At 75.0% G+C, this 18,051-nt stretch carries 15 protein-coding genes; all 15 read left to right on the top strand.

The features are described 5' to 3' along the window. Positions 1-20: 20 nt before the first annotated feature. The 15 genes from AVL61_RS07430 to AVL61_RS07360 all read left to right on the top strand — a co-directional run bounded on the left by AVL61_RS07430 (position 21) and on the right by AVL61_RS07360 (position 17,975). Complete coding sequence (locus tag AVL61_RS07430; RefSeq protein ID WP_058873722.1) at positions 21-2,027, top strand: peptidoglycan D,D-transpeptidase FtsI family protein; 2,007 nt, start codon at positions 21-23, stop codon at positions 2,025-2,027. Positions 2,028-2,120: 93 nt separating this feature from the next. Beyond that, the gene (locus AVL61_RS07425) at positions 2,121-3,770 is read left to right on the top strand and encodes a UDP-N-acetylmuramoyl-L-alanyl-D-glutamate--2,6-diaminopimelate ligase (protein ID WP_058873721.1); all 1,650 of its coding nucleotides are present in this window, start codon (positions 2,121-2,123) and stop codon (positions 3,768-3,770) included. Next, positions 3,767-5,368: a UDP-N-acetylmuramoyl-tripeptide--D-alanyl-D-alanine ligase gene (locus AVL61_RS07420; RefSeq protein WP_058873720.1), complete on the top strand. Its 1,602-nt coding sequence runs from the start codon at positions 3,767-3,769 to the stop codon at positions 5,366-5,368. The genes AVL61_RS07425 and AVL61_RS07420 overlap by 4 nt, the downstream gene beginning before the upstream one ends. Beyond that, on the top strand, positions 5,365-6,480 hold the full coding sequence (gene mraY / locus AVL61_RS07415) for a phospho-N-acetylmuramoyl-pentapeptide-transferase (RefSeq protein ID WP_058873719.1): 1,116 nt from the start codon (positions 5,365-5,367) through the stop codon (positions 6,478-6,480). The genes AVL61_RS07420 and mraY overlap by 4 nt, the downstream gene beginning before the upstream one ends. Beyond that, positions 6,477-8,003 (top strand): UDP-N-acetylmuramoyl-L-alanine--D-glutamate ligase, encoded by a 1,527-nt coding sequence (gene murD, locus AVL61_RS07410; protein ID WP_058873718.1) that lies wholly within the window; start codon positions 6,477-6,479, stop codon positions 8,001-8,003. Before mraY ends, murD begins: the two co-directional genes overlap by 4 nt. Then, positions 8,000-9,235 carry a putative lipid II flippase FtsW gene (gene ftsW / locus AVL61_RS07405; protein ID WP_058873717.1) on the top strand — a complete coding sequence of 412 codons (1,236 nt, stop codon included), beginning with the start codon at positions 8,000-8,002 and terminating at the stop codon, positions 9,233-9,235. Before murD ends, ftsW begins: the two co-directional genes overlap by 4 nt. Then, positions 9,232-10,365, top strand: coding sequence for an undecaprenyldiphospho-muramoylpentapeptide beta-N-acetylglucosaminyltransferase (murG, locus tag AVL61_RS07400; protein WP_058873716.1), 1,134 nt, complete (start codon positions 9,232-9,234; stop codon positions 10,363-10,365). The genes ftsW and murG overlap by 4 nt, the downstream gene beginning before the upstream one ends. Beyond that, positions 10,355-11,758: a UDP-N-acetylmuramate--L-alanine ligase gene (gene murC / locus AVL61_RS07395; protein ID WP_058873715.1), complete on the top strand. Its 1,404-nt coding sequence runs from the start codon at positions 10,355-10,357 to the stop codon at positions 11,756-11,758. Before murG ends, murC begins: the two co-directional genes overlap by 11 nt. Further along, a complete protein-coding gene (locus tag AVL61_RS07390; protein ID WP_058873714.1) occupies positions 11,758-13,008 on the top strand; it encodes a cell division protein FtsQ/DivIB in 1,251 nt (416 codons plus the stop codon). The genes murC and AVL61_RS07390 overlap by 1 nt, the downstream gene beginning before the upstream one ends. Before the next feature lie 261 nt (positions 13,009-13,269). Continuing rightward, complete coding sequence (ftsZ, locus tag AVL61_RS07385; RefSeq protein ID WP_058873713.1) at positions 13,270-14,517, top strand: cell division protein FtsZ; 1,248 nt, start codon at positions 13,270-13,272, stop codon at positions 14,515-14,517. A gap of 108 nt (positions 14,518-14,625) precedes the next feature. Then, positions 14,626-15,360, top strand: a complete 735-nt coding sequence (locus tag AVL61_RS07380) for a purine nucleoside phosphorylase YfiH/LACC1 family protein (RefSeq protein ID WP_058873712.1) — start codon at positions 14,626-14,628, stop codon at positions 15,358-15,360. Next, positions 15,357-16,136, top strand: coding sequence for a YggS family pyridoxal phosphate-dependent enzyme (locus AVL61_RS07375; RefSeq protein WP_058873711.1), 780 nt, complete (start codon positions 15,357-15,359; stop codon positions 16,134-16,136). Before AVL61_RS07380 ends, AVL61_RS07375 begins: the two co-directional genes overlap by 4 nt. A 127-nt stretch (positions 16,137-16,263) precedes the next feature. Next, positions 16,264-16,785, top strand: coding sequence for a cell division protein SepF (locus AVL61_RS07370; RefSeq protein ID WP_058873710.1), 522 nt, complete (start codon positions 16,264-16,266; stop codon positions 16,783-16,785). 9 nt (positions 16,786-16,794) lie between these two features. Further along, the gene (locus AVL61_RS07365) at positions 16,795-17,085 is read left to right on the top strand and encodes a YggT family protein (RefSeq protein ID WP_058873709.1); all 291 of its coding nucleotides are present in this window, start codon (positions 16,795-16,797) and stop codon (positions 17,083-17,085) included. A gap of 161 nt (positions 17,086-17,246) precedes the next feature. Further along, positions 17,247-17,975 (top strand): DivIVA domain-containing protein, encoded by a 729-nt coding sequence (locus AVL61_RS07360; RefSeq protein ID WP_058873708.1) that lies wholly within the window; start codon positions 17,247-17,249, stop codon positions 17,973-17,975. The last annotated feature ends 76 nt before the right edge of the window (positions 17,976-18,051 follow it).

Here is an 18,051-nt window from a genome sequence, read left to right as displayed (position 1 = left end):
ACCAGGAACGAGGCAGACACGTGGCACGCGCACGCTCGACGTCCACCGGTGACGCCCCCGGCGCCCGAGGCATCGGCCGCAGCCACATCGGCGTCGTCCTCGTGCTCGGCCTGCTGGTGGTCCTCGGGCTCCGGCTCGTGTGGGTGCAGGGCTTCGACGCCGCGGGCCGGGCCGAGGCCGCCGCGGGGGAACGGTCCCGCACCGAGGTCGTGCCCGCGCTGCGCGGGGAGATCCGGGACACGCACGGCAACGTCCTCGCCCGCACGCTGCAGCGCTACGACGTCACGGTCGACCAGTCCCTGGTGCGCGAGTTCGCGCGCCCCCTGGCCGACGGCACCACGGAGACCGTGACCCCCACGCAGGCGGTCTACCAGCTCGCCGACGCCCTCGAGCTCGAGGACGCCGAGGTCAAGGACGCCCTGGACGGCGACAAGCAGTTCGAGTACGTGGCCCGCGGGGTCACGCCCGAGCAGTGGAACACCGTGCGCGAGCTCGGCCTGCCCTACGTGTACGGGCAGCCGTCCTCCGACCGCATCTACCCCAACGGGCCGGTGGCCGGCAGCGTGGTCGGCTTCATGGGCGGGGACGACGAGGCGCTCGGCGGGATCGAGCAGACCCAGGACGAGCTGCTGCGCGGCACGGACGGGAGCCGGACCTTCGAGATCAGCGCCGACGGCGTGCGGATCCCGGTGGCCCCGCAGGAGGAGAGCCCGGTGGAGGACGGCTCCTCGGTGCAGCTGTCGATCGACAGCGACGTCCAGTTCTTCGCCCAGCAGGCCGTCATGGAGCGCGCCGAGGAGCTCGACGCCGAGTGGGGCACGGCCGTGGTGATGCGGATCGAGGACGGCGCGGTGCTCGCGCTCGCCGACTCCTCGACGGTGGACCCCAACGACATCGGCTCCGCGGCCCCCGAGGACCTCGGCGTGCGCTCCGTGCAGAACGCCGTGGAGCCGGGCTCCACCCAGAAGATCCTCACGGCGGCGGCCGCCGTGGAGGAGGGCGTGGTGACGCCGCGCACCGAGATCACCGTGCCCCCGTTCCTGGAGATCGAGGGGCAGAAGATCACCGACGCCTTCGACCACGGCGAGCAGCAGCGCACGTTCGCCGGGATCATCGCCGACTCGATGAACACGGGCACCGTCCTGGTCGGGGGCAAGCTCACCCCGGAGCAGCGCCACGAGTGGATGCAGCGCTTCGGCGTCGGCGAGACCACGGGGATCGAGCTGCCGGGGGAGTCGCCCGGCATCCTCACGAGCGCGGACCAGTGGGACGTGCGCCAGCAGTACACGGTGCTCTTCGGCCAGGGCGTCGCCCAGACCCCGCTGCGCACCGCCACGATCTTCCAGGCGATCGGCAACGGCGGGGTCCAGGTGGAGCCGCGGGTGGTCGAGTCCGTGATCGACCCCGACGGCACCAGCACCCCGGTCGAGCGGCCCGAGGGCGAACGGGTCGTCTCCGAGGAGACGGCGGAGCAGGTGCTCGACATGATGGAGGTCACCGTCACCCAGGGCGGCGCCAAGGAGGCGGCCGTGGAGGGCTACCGCGTGGGCGGCAAGACCGGCACCGCGGAGGCGCCGAGCCCCGAGGGCGGCTACGACGGCTACACCACCTCCTTCGTGGGCGTCGCCCCCGTCGAGGACCCCCAGTACCTCGTGGCGGTCACGCTCCAGCGGCCCCAGGGCGACGTCCGCTCGATCGGCACCACCCCCACCTTCAGCAAGATCATGGGGCAGGTGCTGCGCCACTACGACGTCCCGCCCTCGACGACCGAGCCCGTGGAGATCCCGCTGCGCACGGACGACCCGGAGGAGGACGAGGCCGAGGAGACGGCGCCGGTGGACACCCCACCGGGCGTCGAGGCACCGGAGGACGGCGCCGCCGAGACGCCGGAGGACGGCGCCGCCGAGACGCCGGAGGACGGCGCCGCCGAGCCCGGCGCGGAGCCCGGCGCCGAAGCCGAACCCGCGGCCGCCGCGGCCGGTGCTCCCGCCCCGGCCGCGTCCCGGCGGGCCGACGAGGGCGACTAGACTTCCATATCGCCGTGCCCGGCCACCCCCGGGTCCGCACCCCCCGCACCCGGCGGACCACCCACCCGCCGACCCAGACCACGAAGGACGTTGATGGACGCGACAGCCCAGCAGGGACACGACGCGCAGACGATGCGCCCCGCCCGGCCCCGGCCGCTGAGCCTCGCGGAGACCGCCCGGCTCGCCGGCGGCACCGCCCCGTCCCGCGCCGTGGAGGTCACCGGCATCTCCCTGGACTCCCGGCAGCTGCGTCCCGGCGACCTCTACGCGGCCCTGCCCGGGGCCCGCACCCACGGCGCCCGGTTCGCCGCGGCCGCCGAGCGCTCGGGCGCCGCCGCGGTGCTCACCGACGCCGAGGGCGCCGGGATCCTGCGGGACGCCGGCATCCGGCTGCCCGTGGTCGAGGCCCCGGACCCGCGCCGGTCCGTGGGCGCGATCGCCGCGCGCGTCTACGGCTCCCGGCCGGAGGACGGGACCGCCCCGGCCCTGTTCGCGGTGACCGGCACCAACGGCAAGACGACCACGACCTACTTCACCAACTCGGTGCTCCGGGCGCTCGGCCACCGCACGGGTCTGATCGGGACGATCGAGATCCTCGCCGGCGACGAGTCGATCCCCTCCCGGCTCACCACCCCGGAGGCCCCGCACGTGCACGCGCTGCTCGCGCTCATGCGCGAGCGCGGCATCACGGCGGCGTCCATGGAGGTCTCCTCCCACGCCCTGCAGTTCCACCGGGTGGACGGGGTCCGCTTCGACGTCGCCGGGTTCACCAACCTGACCCAGGACCACCTCGACCTGCACGGCTCGATGGACGAGTACTTCGCGGTGAAGGCCCAGCTGCTCACCCCGGAGCGGACCCGCAGGGCCGTGGTGGTGGTCCAGGACGAGGACGACGTCTGGGGCCTGCGGATGGCCGAGCACGCCCGGGAGCAGCTCGGCCCGGAGCTGGTGGACACCATCGCCCTGCGCGGCGGTGTGCCGGGGGACCGGGACGCCGGAGCGGACCGGACCGGCGCGGACTGGACCCTGAGCACCCTGACCCGCCGCGGGATCGGCCACTCCTTCACGCTGCGGCACCGGGACGGCCGGACGCTGCGCGTGTCCACGGGCCTGCCGGGCGACTTCAACGTGGCCAACGCCGCGCTCGCCGTGGTCATGGTCGTGGCCTCCGGGGTCGACGCCGCCGACGTGCAGCGCGTGCTCGACGAGGCGGACCCCCTCACCACGGACGTGCCCGGGCGGATGCAGCTCGTCGGCACGCAGCCGACCGCCGTCGTCGACTTCGCGCACAACCCGGACGCCCTGCGCCGCGCGCTCGCCGCCGTCGAGCCCCCCGACGAGGACGGCCGCGTCATCGTGGTCTTCGGGGCCACGGGCGAACGGGACCGGTCCAAGCGCCCCGTCATGGGCGAGATCGCCGCCCGGCACGCCGACGTCGTGATCGTCACGGACGACGACCCGCACGACGAGGACCCCGGGCAGATCCGCGCCGAGGTCGCCGCGGGAGCGTTCGCGGCCCGCGACGCCGGGGCCAGGGCCCAGGAGGTGCTCGTGCTCGAGCCCCGCGCCGTGGCCATCCGCGCCGCGGTGGCCATGGCCGGACCCGACGACTCGGTCCTCGTGGCCGGCCGCGGGCACGAGACGGTCCAGGAGATCCGGGGCGTGGACCACCCGCTGGACGACAGGGAAGAGCTGCGGGCCGCGCTGGCCGACGGGCAGCAGGACCGTTGGGAGAACCGATGATCGCACTCACCGCCGCACAGCTCGCGCAGATCACGGGGGGCCGCCCCGTCGGCGCCGCCGCCGAGGCGCCCGCCGTCCAGCACGTCGCCACCGACTCCCGGGAGGCCCGTCCCGGGACCCTGTTCGTCGCCAAGCCGGGCGAGGTCACCGACGGCCACGAGTACGTGGGCGCCGCCTTCGCCGCCGGTGCCGTGCTCGCCCTCGTCGAGCGCGAGGTGCCCGACGCCGCGGGCGTCGCCTACCCGGCCGTGCTGGTCCCCGACGTGGTCGAGGCGATGGGCCGGCTCGCCTCCTGGGTCGTGGCCCAGCTGCGCGCCGACCACGAGGTGAAGGTCATCGCCGTCACCGGCTCCGTCGGCAAGACCACCACCAAGGACCTCCTGCGGGGCATCTTCTCCGCGGAGGGTCCCACGGTCGCGCCCCGCGGGTCGTACAACGGGGAGGTCGGCGTGCCGCTGACCGTGTTCGAGGCCGAGCCGGACACCCGGTTCCTCATCATCGAGATGGGCGCCACGAAGATCGGCAACATCGACTACCTGTGCCGGATGGTCCGCCCCGACGTCGGGGTGGTCCTGTGCGTCGGCTCCGCCCACGCCGGCGAGTTCGGCGGCGTCGCCAACATCGCCCGCGCCAAGGGCGAGCTCGTCGAGTCCCTGCGCGCCGACGGCGTGGCGGTCCTCAACGACGACGACGTCCTGGTCCGCCAGATGCACCGCCGCACCGCCGCGCCCGTGCTGTTCTTCGGGGAGTCCCCGGCGAACGTGCTGCCCGAGGTCCCGGCCGCCCGGGTGCACGCCTCCGAGGTCCGGCTCGGACCCGGGGGCAGCCCGGAGTTCCGCCTGCACTTCCCGGACGGCTCCGAGCACCGGATCGTCTCCCGGCTCATCGGGGAGCACCACGTCACCAACCTGCTCGCGGCGGCGTCCGCCGCCTTCGTGGCCGGGGTCGCCCCGGAGCGGATCGCGGCCTCGCTCAACGCCCAGGGCGCCGCGAGCCGGTGGCGGATGGAGCGCACCGAGCGGGCCGACGGGGTGACGGTGATCAACGACGCCTACAACGCCAACCCCCAGTCGATGCGCGCCGCGCTGCAGACCCTGGCCCAGCTGGGCCGCGGCTCCGGCGGCTCGGCACCCCGGCGCACCTGGGCGGTGCTCGGCGGCATGCTGGAGCTCGGCGACAGCACCGTGGAGGAGCACGACGCCCTGGGCCGGATGGTCGTGCGGCTGAACATCTCCAAGCTGATCGCGGTCGGCGACCTCGCCCGCCCCGTGTACGACGCCGCCCAGCTCGAGGGCTCGTGGGGCAACGAGGCGACCTGGGCGGCCACCCCGGAGGACGCCGAGGAGATCCTGCGCGAGGAGCTCGCACCCGGTGACGTCGTGCTCTTCAAGTCCTCCAACGCCGCCGGGCTGCGGATCCTGGGGGACCGGGTGGCGGCCGGCGCGGGCAGCGGCGCCGGCGGGCCCGCCCCCGGCAACGACGCCCCGGCGCGCGGCGACCACTGGCTCTCGGCCGGCCCCTTCGTCAACGCCTCCCTCGACCCGAGCGGGAGGCCCACCGCCCCGGGAACGCCCGCGGAGGGGAACGAGCCGGCATGATCCAGATCCTCATGGCGGCCTGCTTCGCGCTGGTGCTGTCCCTCTTCGGCACCCCGGCCTTCATCAAGTTCCTCGCCCGGCGCGGCTACGGCCAGTTCATCCGGGACGACGGGCCCACGAGCCACCACACCAAGCGCGGGACGCCCACCATGGGCGGGGTCGCCATCCTCGGCTCCGTGGTGCTCGCCTACGGGCTGACCCACCTGATCTCCGGGCTCGTGTGGCCGGCCTACGGCGGCGTCACCCTCTCCGGGCTCTCCGCGCTGCTGCTGATGCTGGGCATGGGCTTCGTCGGCTTCATCGACGACTACAAGAAGATCGCCAAGAAGCAGAACCTCGGGCTCAGCCCCGTGGGGAAGATCGTCCTGCAGGGCCTCATCGGCTCCGCGTTCGCGCTGCTCGTGCTGCTCGTGCCCGGTCCGCAGGGCGCCACCCCGGCGTCCTCCGCGATCTCCGTGACCCGGGACACCTCCCTCGACCTCGCGTTCGCGGGCACGGTGGTGGGCGCCGTGCTGTTCGTGATCTGGGTGAACCTGATCGCCACCGCCACCACCAACGCCGTCAACCTCACCGACGGCCTCGACGGCCTCGCCACCGGCGCGTCCATCCTCGTCTTCAGCGGCTACCTGCTGATCGCCATGTGGCAGAACACCCACCTCTGCGGGTCCGTGGCCCAGGGGGTCTGCTACGAGGTGCGCGACGCCGCCGACCTCGCCCTCACCGCCGCCGCCCTGGTCGGGGCCCTCGTGGGGTTCCTGTGGTGGAACACCTCCCCGGCAAAGATCTTCATGGGCGACACGGGCTCCCTCGGCCTCGGCGGCGCGCTCGCCGCGTTCGCGGTGCTCACCCGCACCGAGCTGCTGCTCGTGCTCATCGCCGGGCTGTTCGTGGTGATCACGGTCTCCGTCATCCTGCAGGTCGGCTACTTCAAGCTCTCCGGCGGCAAGCGCATCTTCAAGATGGCGCCGCTGCAGCACCACTTCGAGCTCAAGGGCTGGAACGAGGTGACCATCGTGGTCCGCTTCTGGATCATCGCCGGGCTGTTCGTCGCGGCCGCGCTCGGCGTCTTCTACGGCGACTGGCTGCTCTCCCACGGAGGAATGATCCAATGATCCACGCGAGCAACGACAACCCCGTCCTGGACCGCCCCCGGCTCGCCGGGCTCACCAGCTGGGACGCCGACTGGGCCGGGCTGCGCGTGGTCGTGGCCGGGATCGGCGTGTCGGGCTTCGCCGCCGCGGACACCCTGATCGAGCTCGGCGCCCGCGTCGTCGTCGTCGACGGGGCGGACACCCCCGGGACCCGGGCGAAGGCCGACACCCTGCGCATCGTGGGCGCCGCCGAGGTCCTGCTGGGGGAGAGCCACCAGGAGGCCGTGCCCGACGTCGAGGGCGCCCGCCCCGACCTGGTCGTCACCTCCCCGGGGCTGCGGCCCGACCACCCCCTGCTCGCCGCCGCGGCCGCCGAGGGCATCCAGATCTGGGGCGACGTGGAGCTCGCCTGGCGGGTCCGCGAGCGCGCCGGGCGCAGGACCGCCGAGTGGGTCTGCATCACCGGCACGAACGGCAAGACCACCACGGTCGGGATGACCGCGGCGATGCTGCGGGCCGCCGGGCTCACCGCGGCCGCCGTCGGCAACGTGGGCACCCCGATCCTGGACGCGCTGCGCGAGCCGGTCGAGCACGACGTCCTCGCCGTGGAGCTCTCCAGCTTCCAGCTGCACTGGACGTCCTCGATGTCGCCGCTGGCCTCCGTGGTGCTCAACGTGGCCGAGGACCACGTGGACTGGCACGGCGGCTACGACAACTACGTGGCGGACAAGTCCCGGATCTACGAGCACACCCGGGTGGCCTGCGTCTACAACGCCCAGCAGGCCGAGACCGTGCGCATGGTCGAGGAGGCCGACGTCGTGGAGGGCTGCCGCGCGGTGGGCTTCACCCTCGAGACCCCGGACGTCAGCATGCTCGGCGTCGTGGAGGACCTGCTCGTGGACCGGGCCTTCCTCGACGACCGCCGCGGCTCCGCCCTCGAGCTCGCCTCGATCACCGACACCGGCCCCCTCCCCACGCCCCACGGCGTGGCCAACGCCCTGGCCGCCGCGGCGCTGGCCCGGGCGGCCGGCGCACCGCCGGAGGCCGTGCGGGAGGGGCTGCGCGACTGGGAGCCCGGCGACCACCGGATCCAGGCCGTCGCCACGACCCACGGCGTGCTGTGGATCAACGACTCCAAGGCCACCAACCCGCACGCGGCCGACGCCGCGCTGTCCGCGTTCGACTCCGTGGTGTGGATCGCCGGCGGCCTGTCCAAGGGCGTCTCCTACGACCGGCTCGTCGCCCGGCACGCCGGGCGGCTGCGCACCGTGGTGCTCATCGGCACGGACAACGACTCGCTGCTCGCCGCGCTCGCCGCCCACGCCCCGCAGGTCCCCGTCCTGCGCACGGCGGAGCGGCCCGGCGCCGGGGCGGGCGACGCCGTGATGGGCGAGGCCGTCCGGCTCGCCCACGAGGTCGCCCAGCAGGGCGACACGGTGCTGATGGCCCCGGCGTCCGCCTCGATGGACCAGTTCAGCTCCTACGCCCACCGCGGCGACGCGTTCGTCCGGGAGGTCGCCGACCTCGTGGGACGGCTCTCGTGACCGAGGTGCGGGACCGCCCGGGGCTCGCGGAGACGGCCCGCGGCTCCCTCGGCGGGGCCCGCCGCTTCTGGCGGGCCCTGGTGGACGGCCCGCTCGTCCACTCCTACTACGCCCTGGCCGGATCCGTGCTGCTGCTCACGGCCATCGGCATCATGATGGTGCTCTCCGCCTCGGCGGTGGAGTCGATCTCCGCGCAGGAGTCCGCCTACTCGTACTTCGTCAAGCAGGCCACCTACGGGGGGCTGGGCGTGCTCCTGATGTTCGGGCTCTCCTTCGTGCCCACCTCCTGGTACCGCCGGGGCGCCACCGGGCTCCTCGTCCTCGCCGTGCTGCTGCTGCTGCTCGTCTTCACCCCGCTGGGGCAGGAGATCAACGGCAACCGGAACTGGATCGTGGTGGGCGGGCAGTCCTTCCAGCCGTCCGAGGCGGCCAAGCTCGCCGTCGCCCTCTGGCTGGCGGCGGTCCTGGCCCGGCAGGGCGACGCCGTGCGGGACTGGCGCCAGGCCCTGTGGCCCTCGGCCCTGGGCATCGGGGTGCCCGCCCTGATGATCGTGCTCGGCGACGACGTGGGCACGGCCCTGGTCTTCGTCCTCATCTACGCGGCCGCGCTGTTCTTCGCCGGGGCGCCGCTGCGCCTGTTCGTGCTAGCGGCCGCCGGGGCCGCGCTGGCCGGCACGCTGGCGATCGTCACCGCGCCGCACCGCGTGGACCGGATCACCGGCTGGCTGTTCGGCGAGTGCGGGGCCACCGACGCCTGCTACCAGGCCGAGCAGGGGCTCAACGCTCTCGCCTCCGGCGGCTGGTGGGGCGTGGGCCTGGGCCAGTCCCGGCTCAAGTACAACTACGTCCCCGAGGCGCACAACGACTACATCTTCTCGATCATCGGCGAGGAGCTGGGCCTGCTGGGCACGGTGCTGATCCTGGCCCTGTTCGCGGTCATGGCCCTGGCGATGGCCCGCGTGATCCTGCGCGCCCGCAGCGGCTTCGTCCGGATCGCCACCGCCTGCATCGTCACCTGGCTCGTCGGCCAGGCGTTCATCAACATCGGCATGGTCACGGGCGTGCTGCCCGTGATCGGCATCCCCCTCCCGTTCATCAGCTACGGTGGGTCGTCGCTGCTGATGAGCCTCGCGGCCGTCGGCGTGGTGATGTCCTTCACCCGGCTGCCGCGCCGGATCCAGGTCCCCACCCGCACCCCCCGCCCCCGCACCCCGAACGAGGATCGCGCATGACACCGTCCGAACCCACCACCGGAGGCCCCGCGCCGTCGGTCCTGCTGGCCGGCGGGGGCACCGCCGGGCACGTCAGCCCGCTCCTCGCCGTGGCCGCCGCCCTGCGCGAGCAGGCCCCGCAGGCCCGGCTCACGGCGGTGGGCACCGCGTCCGGGATGGAGACGCGGCTCGTCCCGCAGGCCGGACTCGAGCTCGAGCTCGAGCTCGTCGACCGCGTGCCGCTGCCCCGCCGGCCCTCCGTGGACCTCGTCCGGCTGCCGGGGCGCCTCCTCGGCGCCGTGCGCCAGGCGGGGGAGATCCTGGACCGCGTCCGGCCCGACGTGGTGCTCGGCGTCGGCGGGTACGTCTGCACCCCCGTCTACCTCGCCGCCGCCCGGCGGGGCCTGCCCATCGTGGTCCACGAGGCCAACGCCCGGCCGGGACTGGCCAACCGGGTGGGCGCGCGCTGGGCCCGGACCGTGGCCGTCGCGTTCCCCGGCACCCCGCTGCGCGGGGCCGTGACCGTCGGCATGCCCATGCGCCGGGAGATCTCGCGCCTGGACCGCGAGGCGCTGCGCGCCGAGGCGCGCCGCTCCTTCGGGCTCGACCCCGACCTGCCCACCGTGGTGGTCACCGGCGGCTCCTCGGGCGCCCTCGCCATGAACCGGACCGTGGCCGGCGTGGCCGAGGAGGTCGCCGAGCACGGCCACCAGCTCCTGCACGTCACCGGCCGGGGCAAGCAGCTCACCCGGGACGACGGCGCGCCGCTGAGCGCCCCCGGCTACGTGCAGGTGGAGTACGTGGACGGGATGGAGCGCGTCTACGCCGCCGCGGACCTGCTGGTGGCCCGCGCCGGCGCCGCGACCGTCTCGGAGGTCGCGGCCGTCGGGCTGCCCGCCGTGTTCGTCCCGCTGCCCGTCGGCAACGGCGAGCAGGCCCTCAACGCCGCCTCCCTCGTGGCGGCCGGCGCGGCGCAGCTCGTGGCCGACGACGCGTTCACCCCCGACTGGTACCGCCGGCACGTCCACCCGCTGCTGGCCGACCCCGGCCGGCTCGCCGCGATGGCCGCCGCGAGCCGCGGCCACGGCGTGCGCGACGCCGACACCGTGCTGGCACGGCTGATCCTCGAGGAGGTCCCCCGTGGACGCTGAGCACGAGACCGACCCCGCCCGGCTGGGCCGGGTGCACTTCATCGGCATGGGCGGGGCGGGGATGTCCGCCGTCGCGAAGCTCATGCTCGCCCGCGGGGTGCCCGTCAGCGGCTCGGACCGGCAGGACTCGCCGGGCCTGCGCCAGCTCCAGGACCTGGGCGCCACCGTGCACGTGGGCCAGCACGCCCGCCACGTCGAGGGGGCGCAGACCGTGGTCGTCTCGACCGCGATCCCGCCCGAGGACCCCGAGTACGCCGCCGCCCGGGCCGCCGGGCTGCGCGTGCTCCACCGCTCCGCGGCGCTCGCCGCCGCGATGCACGGCCGCGACGTCGTGGCCGTGGCCGGCACCCACGGCAAGACCACCACCAGTGCGATGGCCGCGCTCACGCTGCACGCCGCCGGGCTCGGGCCCTCCTGGGCCATCGGCGCGCACGTGGCGGACCTCGGCTCCAACGCGGCCCTCGGCCCGGGCCGGTGGTTCGTGGCGGAGGCCGACGAGTCGGACGGCTCCTTCCTGGCGTACGCGCCGCGGATCGCCGTGGTCACCAACATCGAGCCCGACCACCTCGACCACTACGCCTCCCGCGAGGCCTTCTTCCGGGCCTTCGACGAGTTCGCGGCCACGCTGCCCCGGGACGGGCTGCTCGTGGCCTGCCAGGACGACCCCGGCTCGCGGGCGCTCGCGGAGCGCCACCGGGCCGCCGGCGGGCGGGTCGTCAGCTACGGCACGGACCCGGGCTCCGACGTCCGGGTGCTCCCCGGGGCGGCGGACGGGCTGCGCACCCGCAGCACGCTGCTGCTGGGGGAGGGCGCGGACCGCCGCGAGGAGCAGCTCGAGCTCGCGGTGCCGGGCCGGCACAACGTCCTCAACGCCACCGCCGCCTTCTGCGTGGCCCTCGAGGCCGGCGTCCCGCCGGCGGACGCGGTGCGCGGGCTGGCCGGCTTCCACGGCTCCGCCCGGCGCTTCGAGTTGCGGGGCGAGGTCGACGGGATCCGGGTCTTCGACGACTACGCCCACCACCCCACCGAGGTGGTCGCGGCCCTCACGGCGGCCCGCGAGGTCGCGGCCGGGCACCGGGTGCTCGCGATCTTCCAGCCGCACCTGTTCTCCCGCACGCGCGAGTTCGCGGCCGAGTTCGCCGACGCCCTCGCGCTGGCCGACGAAGCCCTGGTCATCGACATCTACGCCGCGCGGGAGCAGCCCCTGGCGGGCCTCACGAGCGAGATCGTCACCGAGCGCGCTCCCGCGCACGTCCGCTACGTGCCGGACGGCGCCGACGCCGTCGAGCAGGCCGTGCGCGCCGCGCGGCCCGGGGACCTGGTGCTCACGGTGGGCGCCGGGGACGTCACCGCCCTCGGCCCCCGGCTCGTGGACCGGCTCGGAGCCCGCTGATGAGCCGGCACGGCCGACCGCACCAGCCGCGGCTGGGGGACGCGGCCGGGGACGGCGCCGGCGCGGCCCCCGCGCCGGGGGAGGGGACCGCCCCGGAGCGTCTCCCGGCCGCGCCGGACGGGCCCGGGGACCGCCCCGCGGCCGGGAGCACGGATCCCGGCGCAGCCGGCGCTCCCGGGACGGACTCCCCGCGGGCCGGGCGCGTGCGCGTGAACGACGGCACCAAGGTCACGCCCCTGGCCGACGACGACGACCTCGAGGAGGTCCCGGCCGCCGGCGGCCGGTTCAGCGCCTGGCGGCGGCACCGGCAGGAGCGGGCCGCGTCCCGCACGCTCACCGCCTCCCGGGTGCCCCCGGCGGACGAGCCGCCACGGGCCGGTTCCACCGCGGTCGGCGCCACGGCGGCCGGCCCCGCCTCGGCGGGCCCCTCGTCCGCCGGTCCCACCTCAGCGGGCTCCATCTCCGCGGGCTCCACTTCGGCCGGTCCCGCCTCGGCCGGCTCCACGGCGGTCGGCGCCAGCTCGTCCGGTGCCACGGTCGTGGCCTTTCCCGCCTCTCCGGGGGCGCGGCGCCGGCGCCGGCGGATCGGCGCGGTCCTCGGCGTCCTCGCCGCGCTCGCGGTGCTGGCCGGAGTCCTGTTCCTCTCCCCGGCACTGGCCGTCCGGGAGGTCTCGGTGCGCGGCGCCGAGCTGACGGACCCCGCCCGCGTCGAGTCCGCGCTGGAGGCCTACCGGGGCGTCCCGCTGACCCGGATCTCCAAGGACGAGGTGCGGGACCGGGTGGGCCGGATCCCGCAGGTCCGCTCCATCGAGGTCCTGCTCGAGCCCCCGCACCACCTCGTGGTGGCCCTGCACGAGCGCGTGCCCGTGGCGGCCGTCGAGGACGGCGACGAGTTCGTGGTCGTCGACTCGGAGGGCGTGGAGCTGATGACCGCCGGCTCGGCGGAGGAGGCGGGCGTCCCCGTCGTCACGGGCGGCCGCGACGTGCTCGAGAGCGAGCGCTTCGACGCCATCGCCGACGTGCTGGCCGCCCTGCCGGAGTCCGTGCTCGCCCAGCTGCGCACCGCCTCGGCGGAGTCCCTGTCCTCGGTGGAGCTGGCCTTCACCGACGGCCGTACGGTCGTCTGGGGCACCGCCGAGGACAGCGAGCTCAAGTCGCAGGTGCTGCGGGAGCTCGTCGAGACGCGCGGCGCCGGCAGCGGGGTCGAGACCTACGACGTGTCGAGTCCGACGCGGCCGGTGGTGCGCTGACGGACCACGTCCGTGCTCGCCCCCGGCCTCAGGTTCGACCAGAGGTCGAAAGTAGCGCCCCAGGGCCGTGCGACGTGCGGTTTTGGCGAAAAGTGTCGAAAGCGGTATGGCTTGTCGTGCAGGTGCTCCCCGTGGTTGTTAGGCTTGACCTCGACATCGAACCTCCCGGGACAGCAGCTGACGGCCTGATGTTCGACCTTCGATCGAAGGTCGAGGAACAGCACGCGTTTCCGGACCCGAACCATCTCAAGTTAGGTACCCATGGACTCCTCCACCCCCCAGAACTACTTGGCCGTCATCAAGGTCGTCGGAATCGGCGGCGGCGGCGTCAACGCCGTCAACCGGATGATCGAGGAGGGGCTGCGCGGCGTCGAGTTCATCGCGATCAACACGGACGCGCAGGCCCTGCTGATGAGCGACGCCGACGTCAAGCTCGACGTCGGGCGCGAGCTCACCCGCGGCCTGGGCGCCGGCGCCAACCCCGACGTGGGGCGCCAGGCGGCGGAGGACCACCACGAGGAGATCGAGGAGGTCCTCAAGGGCGCCGACATGGTCTTCGTGACCGCCGGCGAGGGCGGCGGCACCGGCACCGGCGGCGCCCCCGTGGTCGCCCGGATCGCGCGCTCCCTGGGGGCCCTGACCATCGGCGTCGTCACCCGCCCGTTCACCTTTGAGGGCCGGCGCCGGTCCAACCAGGCGGAGAACGGCATCGAGACGCTGCGCGACGAGGTCGACACCCTCATCGTGATCCCCAACGACCGGCTGCTCTCCATCTCGGACCGGAACGTGTCCATGCTGGACGCCTTCAAGTCCGCGGACCAGGTGCTCCTCTCGGGCGTGCAGGGCATCACCGACCTGATCACCACCCCGGGCCTGATCAACCTCGACTTCGCGGACGTGAAGTCGGTGATGCAGGGCGCCGGCTCCGCGCTCATGGGCATCGGCGCCGCACAGGGCGAGGACCGCGCGGTGAAGGCCGCCGAGCTCGCGATCGCGTCCCCGCTGCTGGAGGCCTCCATCGACGGCGCCCACGGCGTGCTGCTGTCCATCCAGGGCGGCTCCGACCTCGGCCTGTTCGAGATCAACGAGGCCGCCCGCCTGGTCCAGGAGGTCGCCCACCCGGAGGCGAACATCATCTTCGGCGCGGTCATCGACGACGCGCTGGGCGACCAGGCCCGCGTCACGGTCATCGCCGCGGGCTTCGACTCGGTGAGCCCCGAGACCAACGCCAACAACACCAACGCGGCCGCCCAGCAGGCCGCGACCACGCGCGCGGCCTTCGGCTCCGGCGCGGGCCAGCCCGCCGGCCTGGGGCGCGCGCCCCAGCGCGGCGGCGCCCCGTCCTTCGGCCAGCCCTCCACCGCGCAGCGGTGGGCGCAGCCGGTGCAGAACGACGACGTGCCCGACGACGCCGGCTTCGACGTCGACCTGCCCGCCGAGGCCGAGGCCGGCGCCGGGGCGGGCTCCGCGCGCAAGGACTCCCTGGACTTCCCCGACTTCCTGAAGTGAGTTCCGCGCCCCGGGGGCGGACGCGGAGCACCCGCGTCCGCCCCCGGGCGCTTTAACCGCGCCGCCGGTCCCCGGCGGCGGCACGACGAGACACGGCAGGAGGCCCCGGTGTTCTGGTGGCAGGACGAGGTCGCGCAGGGCGTCCGGGTGGCGTTCACGGACCGCGGCGCGGGCAATCTCGCGCTGCACACGGGCGACGACCCGGACGCGGTGCGCTCCCGCCGCGCCGCGCTCGAGCGGACGATCGGCGTGGCCGGCGGGGCCCTCGTGTTCCTCGACCAGGTGCACGGCACCGCCGTCCTGGACGCCGACCGGCAGGACCGCCCGGCCGTGCCGACCGCGGACGCCGCCGTCACGGCGACGGGCGTGCCGCTGGCCGTGATGGTCGCCGACTGCGTGCCCGTGGTCCTGGTGGGGGATGGCCCGCGGGGCCCGGTCACCGGCGTGGCGCACGCCGGCCGCCGCGGCCTGCTCGACGGCGTGCTCGAGCGCGCGGTCGAGCAGCTGCGGGGCCGCGGCGCGCGCGGGCTCTCGGCCTGGCTCGGCCCGTCGATCTGCGGGAGCTGCTACGAGGTGCCCGCGGCCATGCGCGAGGAGGCCGCCGCGCGGATCCCCGCGGTCGCCGCCACGACGTCCTGGGGCACCCCGGCCCTCGACCTCCGCGGCGGGGCCCGGGAGCGGCTGTCCGCCCTCGGGGTCGGCGTCGTCGAGCCGACGGGGGCCGCGGGCTCCTCCTGCACCCTCGAGAACGAGCACCTGTCCTCGCACCGGCGGGACCCCGGATCCGGCCGCATCGTCGGTCTCGTCTGGGGCGCCGGTCCCCGCCGACGGGACGCGGCGTGAGCGCGGACCCGGCCGCCGCCGGCGGCGGGAACGACCCGCGGACCCTCGAGCTCTCCCGCTCCCTCGAGCGGGTGCGCGCACGGATCACCGCCGCGGCGCAGCGCGGCGGGGCGGCCGAGGAGCCCGTGCTGGTCGCCGTCACGAAGTTCTTCCCCGCCGCGGACGTGGCCCGGCTGCACCGGCTCGGCGTCCGGGACGTCGGCGAGAACCGGGACCAGGAGGCCGCCGCGAAGGCGCGGGAGGTGGCCGGGCTCGTGGACGGTCCCCTCACCTGGCACTTCGTGGGCCAGCTCCAGTCCAACAAGGCGAAGTCGGTCGTGCGCTACGCGTCCTGGGTGCACTCCGTGGACCGGGCCTCCCTGGTCACGGCCCTCGGCAAGGCGGTCCAGCGGCACCGGGAGGCCGTGGCGGCCGGTGACGCGGCGCCCGGGCCGTGCGCGGACCAGGACCTCACGTGCCTCGTCCAGGTCTCCCTGGACGCGGAGGAGCGCCGCGGCGGGGCCCGCCCCGAGGACGTCGTCGGGCTCGCCGAGCAGATCGCCGGGACCGAGGGGCTGCGCGCCGGCGGGATTATGGCCGTCGCCCCACTGGGGGCGCCGCCGGGGCCCGCCTTCGGCCGGCTCCAGGAGCTCTCGCAGCAGCTGCGGCGGACGCTGCCGGAGGCCACGGCGGTGTCCGCGGGCATGAGCCAGGACCTCGAGGAGGCGGTCGCCCGGGGAGCCACGCACGTGCGCGTCGGCTCCGATATCCTCGGCCCCCGGGCGCCCGTAGGATAGCTTGGAGGACGGCCCTGCGGGGCCGGGGCCGTACCGCGTTCCGGGCAGCACGACGGGCGCAGGCGGTCCCAGGATCCCGGAACTCCCCCCACCGCCGATATCCGCACAGACAGTCAAGGAGAGCACCATGGCCGGAGCGTTGCGCCGCACCATGATCTATCTCGGCCTCGCCGAGACGGACGAGGACTACGACGACCCGACGCCGTCCCGCCAGGAGCACCAGTCCGCCGTCGCGGTCCGCGAGGAGCCGCGCGAGGCCCGCGCCCACGACTCCACCGCGGTGGCCGTGCCGCGCCGGTCGGCCGAGTACCGGGCGCCGGTCACCCCCATCAAACGCGCCCCCTCCAGCTCTCGAGAGGACAGCTCGACCTTGCGCACCATCACCACGGTCCACCCCCGCTCCTACAACGACGCCAAGTCCATCGGGGAGGCCTTCCGCGAGGGCACGCCCGTCATCATGAACGTCAGCGACATGGGCGACGCCGAGGCCAAGCGCCTGGTGGACTTCTCCGCCGGCCTGGTCTTCGCCCTGCACGGCTCCATCGAGCGGGTGACCGGCAAGGTCTTCCTGCTCACCCCGTCCTACGTGGAGGTCGTCGGGCACCCCGCCGGCGGCGAGGACGAGACCGACGACCAGCAGGAGGACTGAGGCGGACCGATGGACCTTCTGCTCTCCGTGCTGTACCTGGCGCTGCACCTCGTGTACGTCGCGCTGCTCGCGCGCCTCGTCCTCGACTGGGTGCAGATGTTCGCCCGCAACTGGCGGCCCCGCGGAGCCGCCCTCGTCGGGGCCTCGGCCGTGTACACCGTGACCGACCCGCCGATGCGGTGGCTGCGCCGGATCGTGCCGCCCCTGCGCTTCGGCGGGGTGTCGCTGGACCTCGGGTTCCTCATCCTCATCTTCGCCGTCAGCATCGTCCAGGGCATCATCGGCTCGATGCTGATCTGACCCGGCGCCCCGCCGGACGTCCCGCCGGTCCGGCCGAGGACCGGCCTGTACGCTGTAACCGCACGACCACCCGGTGCCGGCCACCGTGCCGCCCCGGCCCCGGTCGGACGGATCCCCCGCCGCGGGCCGCGCCCGCGCCCCGCCCACGAAGGAATGCACTCATGGCCCTGACGCCCGAAGACGTCATCAACAAGCGGTTCCAGCCCACCAAGTTCCGGGAGGGCTACGACCAGGACGAGGTCGACGACTTCCTCGACGAGATCGTCGTGGAGCTGCGCCGGCTGAATCAGGAGAACACGGACCTCAAGCAGCAGCTCGAGGCCGCCGGGCAGCCCGTCGCCCCCAAGGACTCCACGCCCTCGCCCGTCTCCGAGCCCGGCCTGCCGGGCGCGGAGGACACCGCCGGCGCGCCGTCCACCGGTGAGGTCGCCGGCGGCGCCCCGCAGGAGGCGGCCGGGCCGGCCGCGCCCGCCGAGGCCGAGCTGCCGGCGACCGGTGCCGCCGGGACAGCCCCGGCGGAGACCGCGCCCGCCTCCGGCGCGGCGCAGTCCGCGGCCGGCGTCCTGGCGATGGCCCAGAAGCTGCACGACGAGTACGTCGCCGAGGGCACGGCCGAGCGCGACCGGATCATCGGCGAGGCCCGGGACCGGGCCGAGGAGCTCGTCACCGAGGCCCAGCGCACGCGCGAGGAGACCCTCACCGCGCTGCAGGAGGAGCAGGCCGAGCTTCAGTCCCGGGTTTCGGGCCTGCGCACCTTCGAGCAGGACTACCGCACCAATCTCAAGACCTACATCCAGGACCAGCTGCAGGACCTGGACACCACCCCGTCGCTCGAGCCCGCGCCGACGGCGGACGGCGCCACCGGCGCGGTCCGGACCGAGCAGGCCTGACCACCGGGCCGCGGCGCGGCACCGACGGATGGACCGGCCACGTGCCGGTCCCTCCGTCGTCGCCCGTCCCGGGGCG

The organism is Kocuria rosea subsp. polaris (assembly GCF_001483755.1).
In the GTDB taxonomy this organism is placed as follows: Bacteria; Actinomycetota; Actinomycetes; order Actinomycetales; family Micrococcaceae; genus Kocuria; species Kocuria cellulosilytica.
This window is presented reverse-complemented; position numbering and strand designations above follow the sequence as displayed.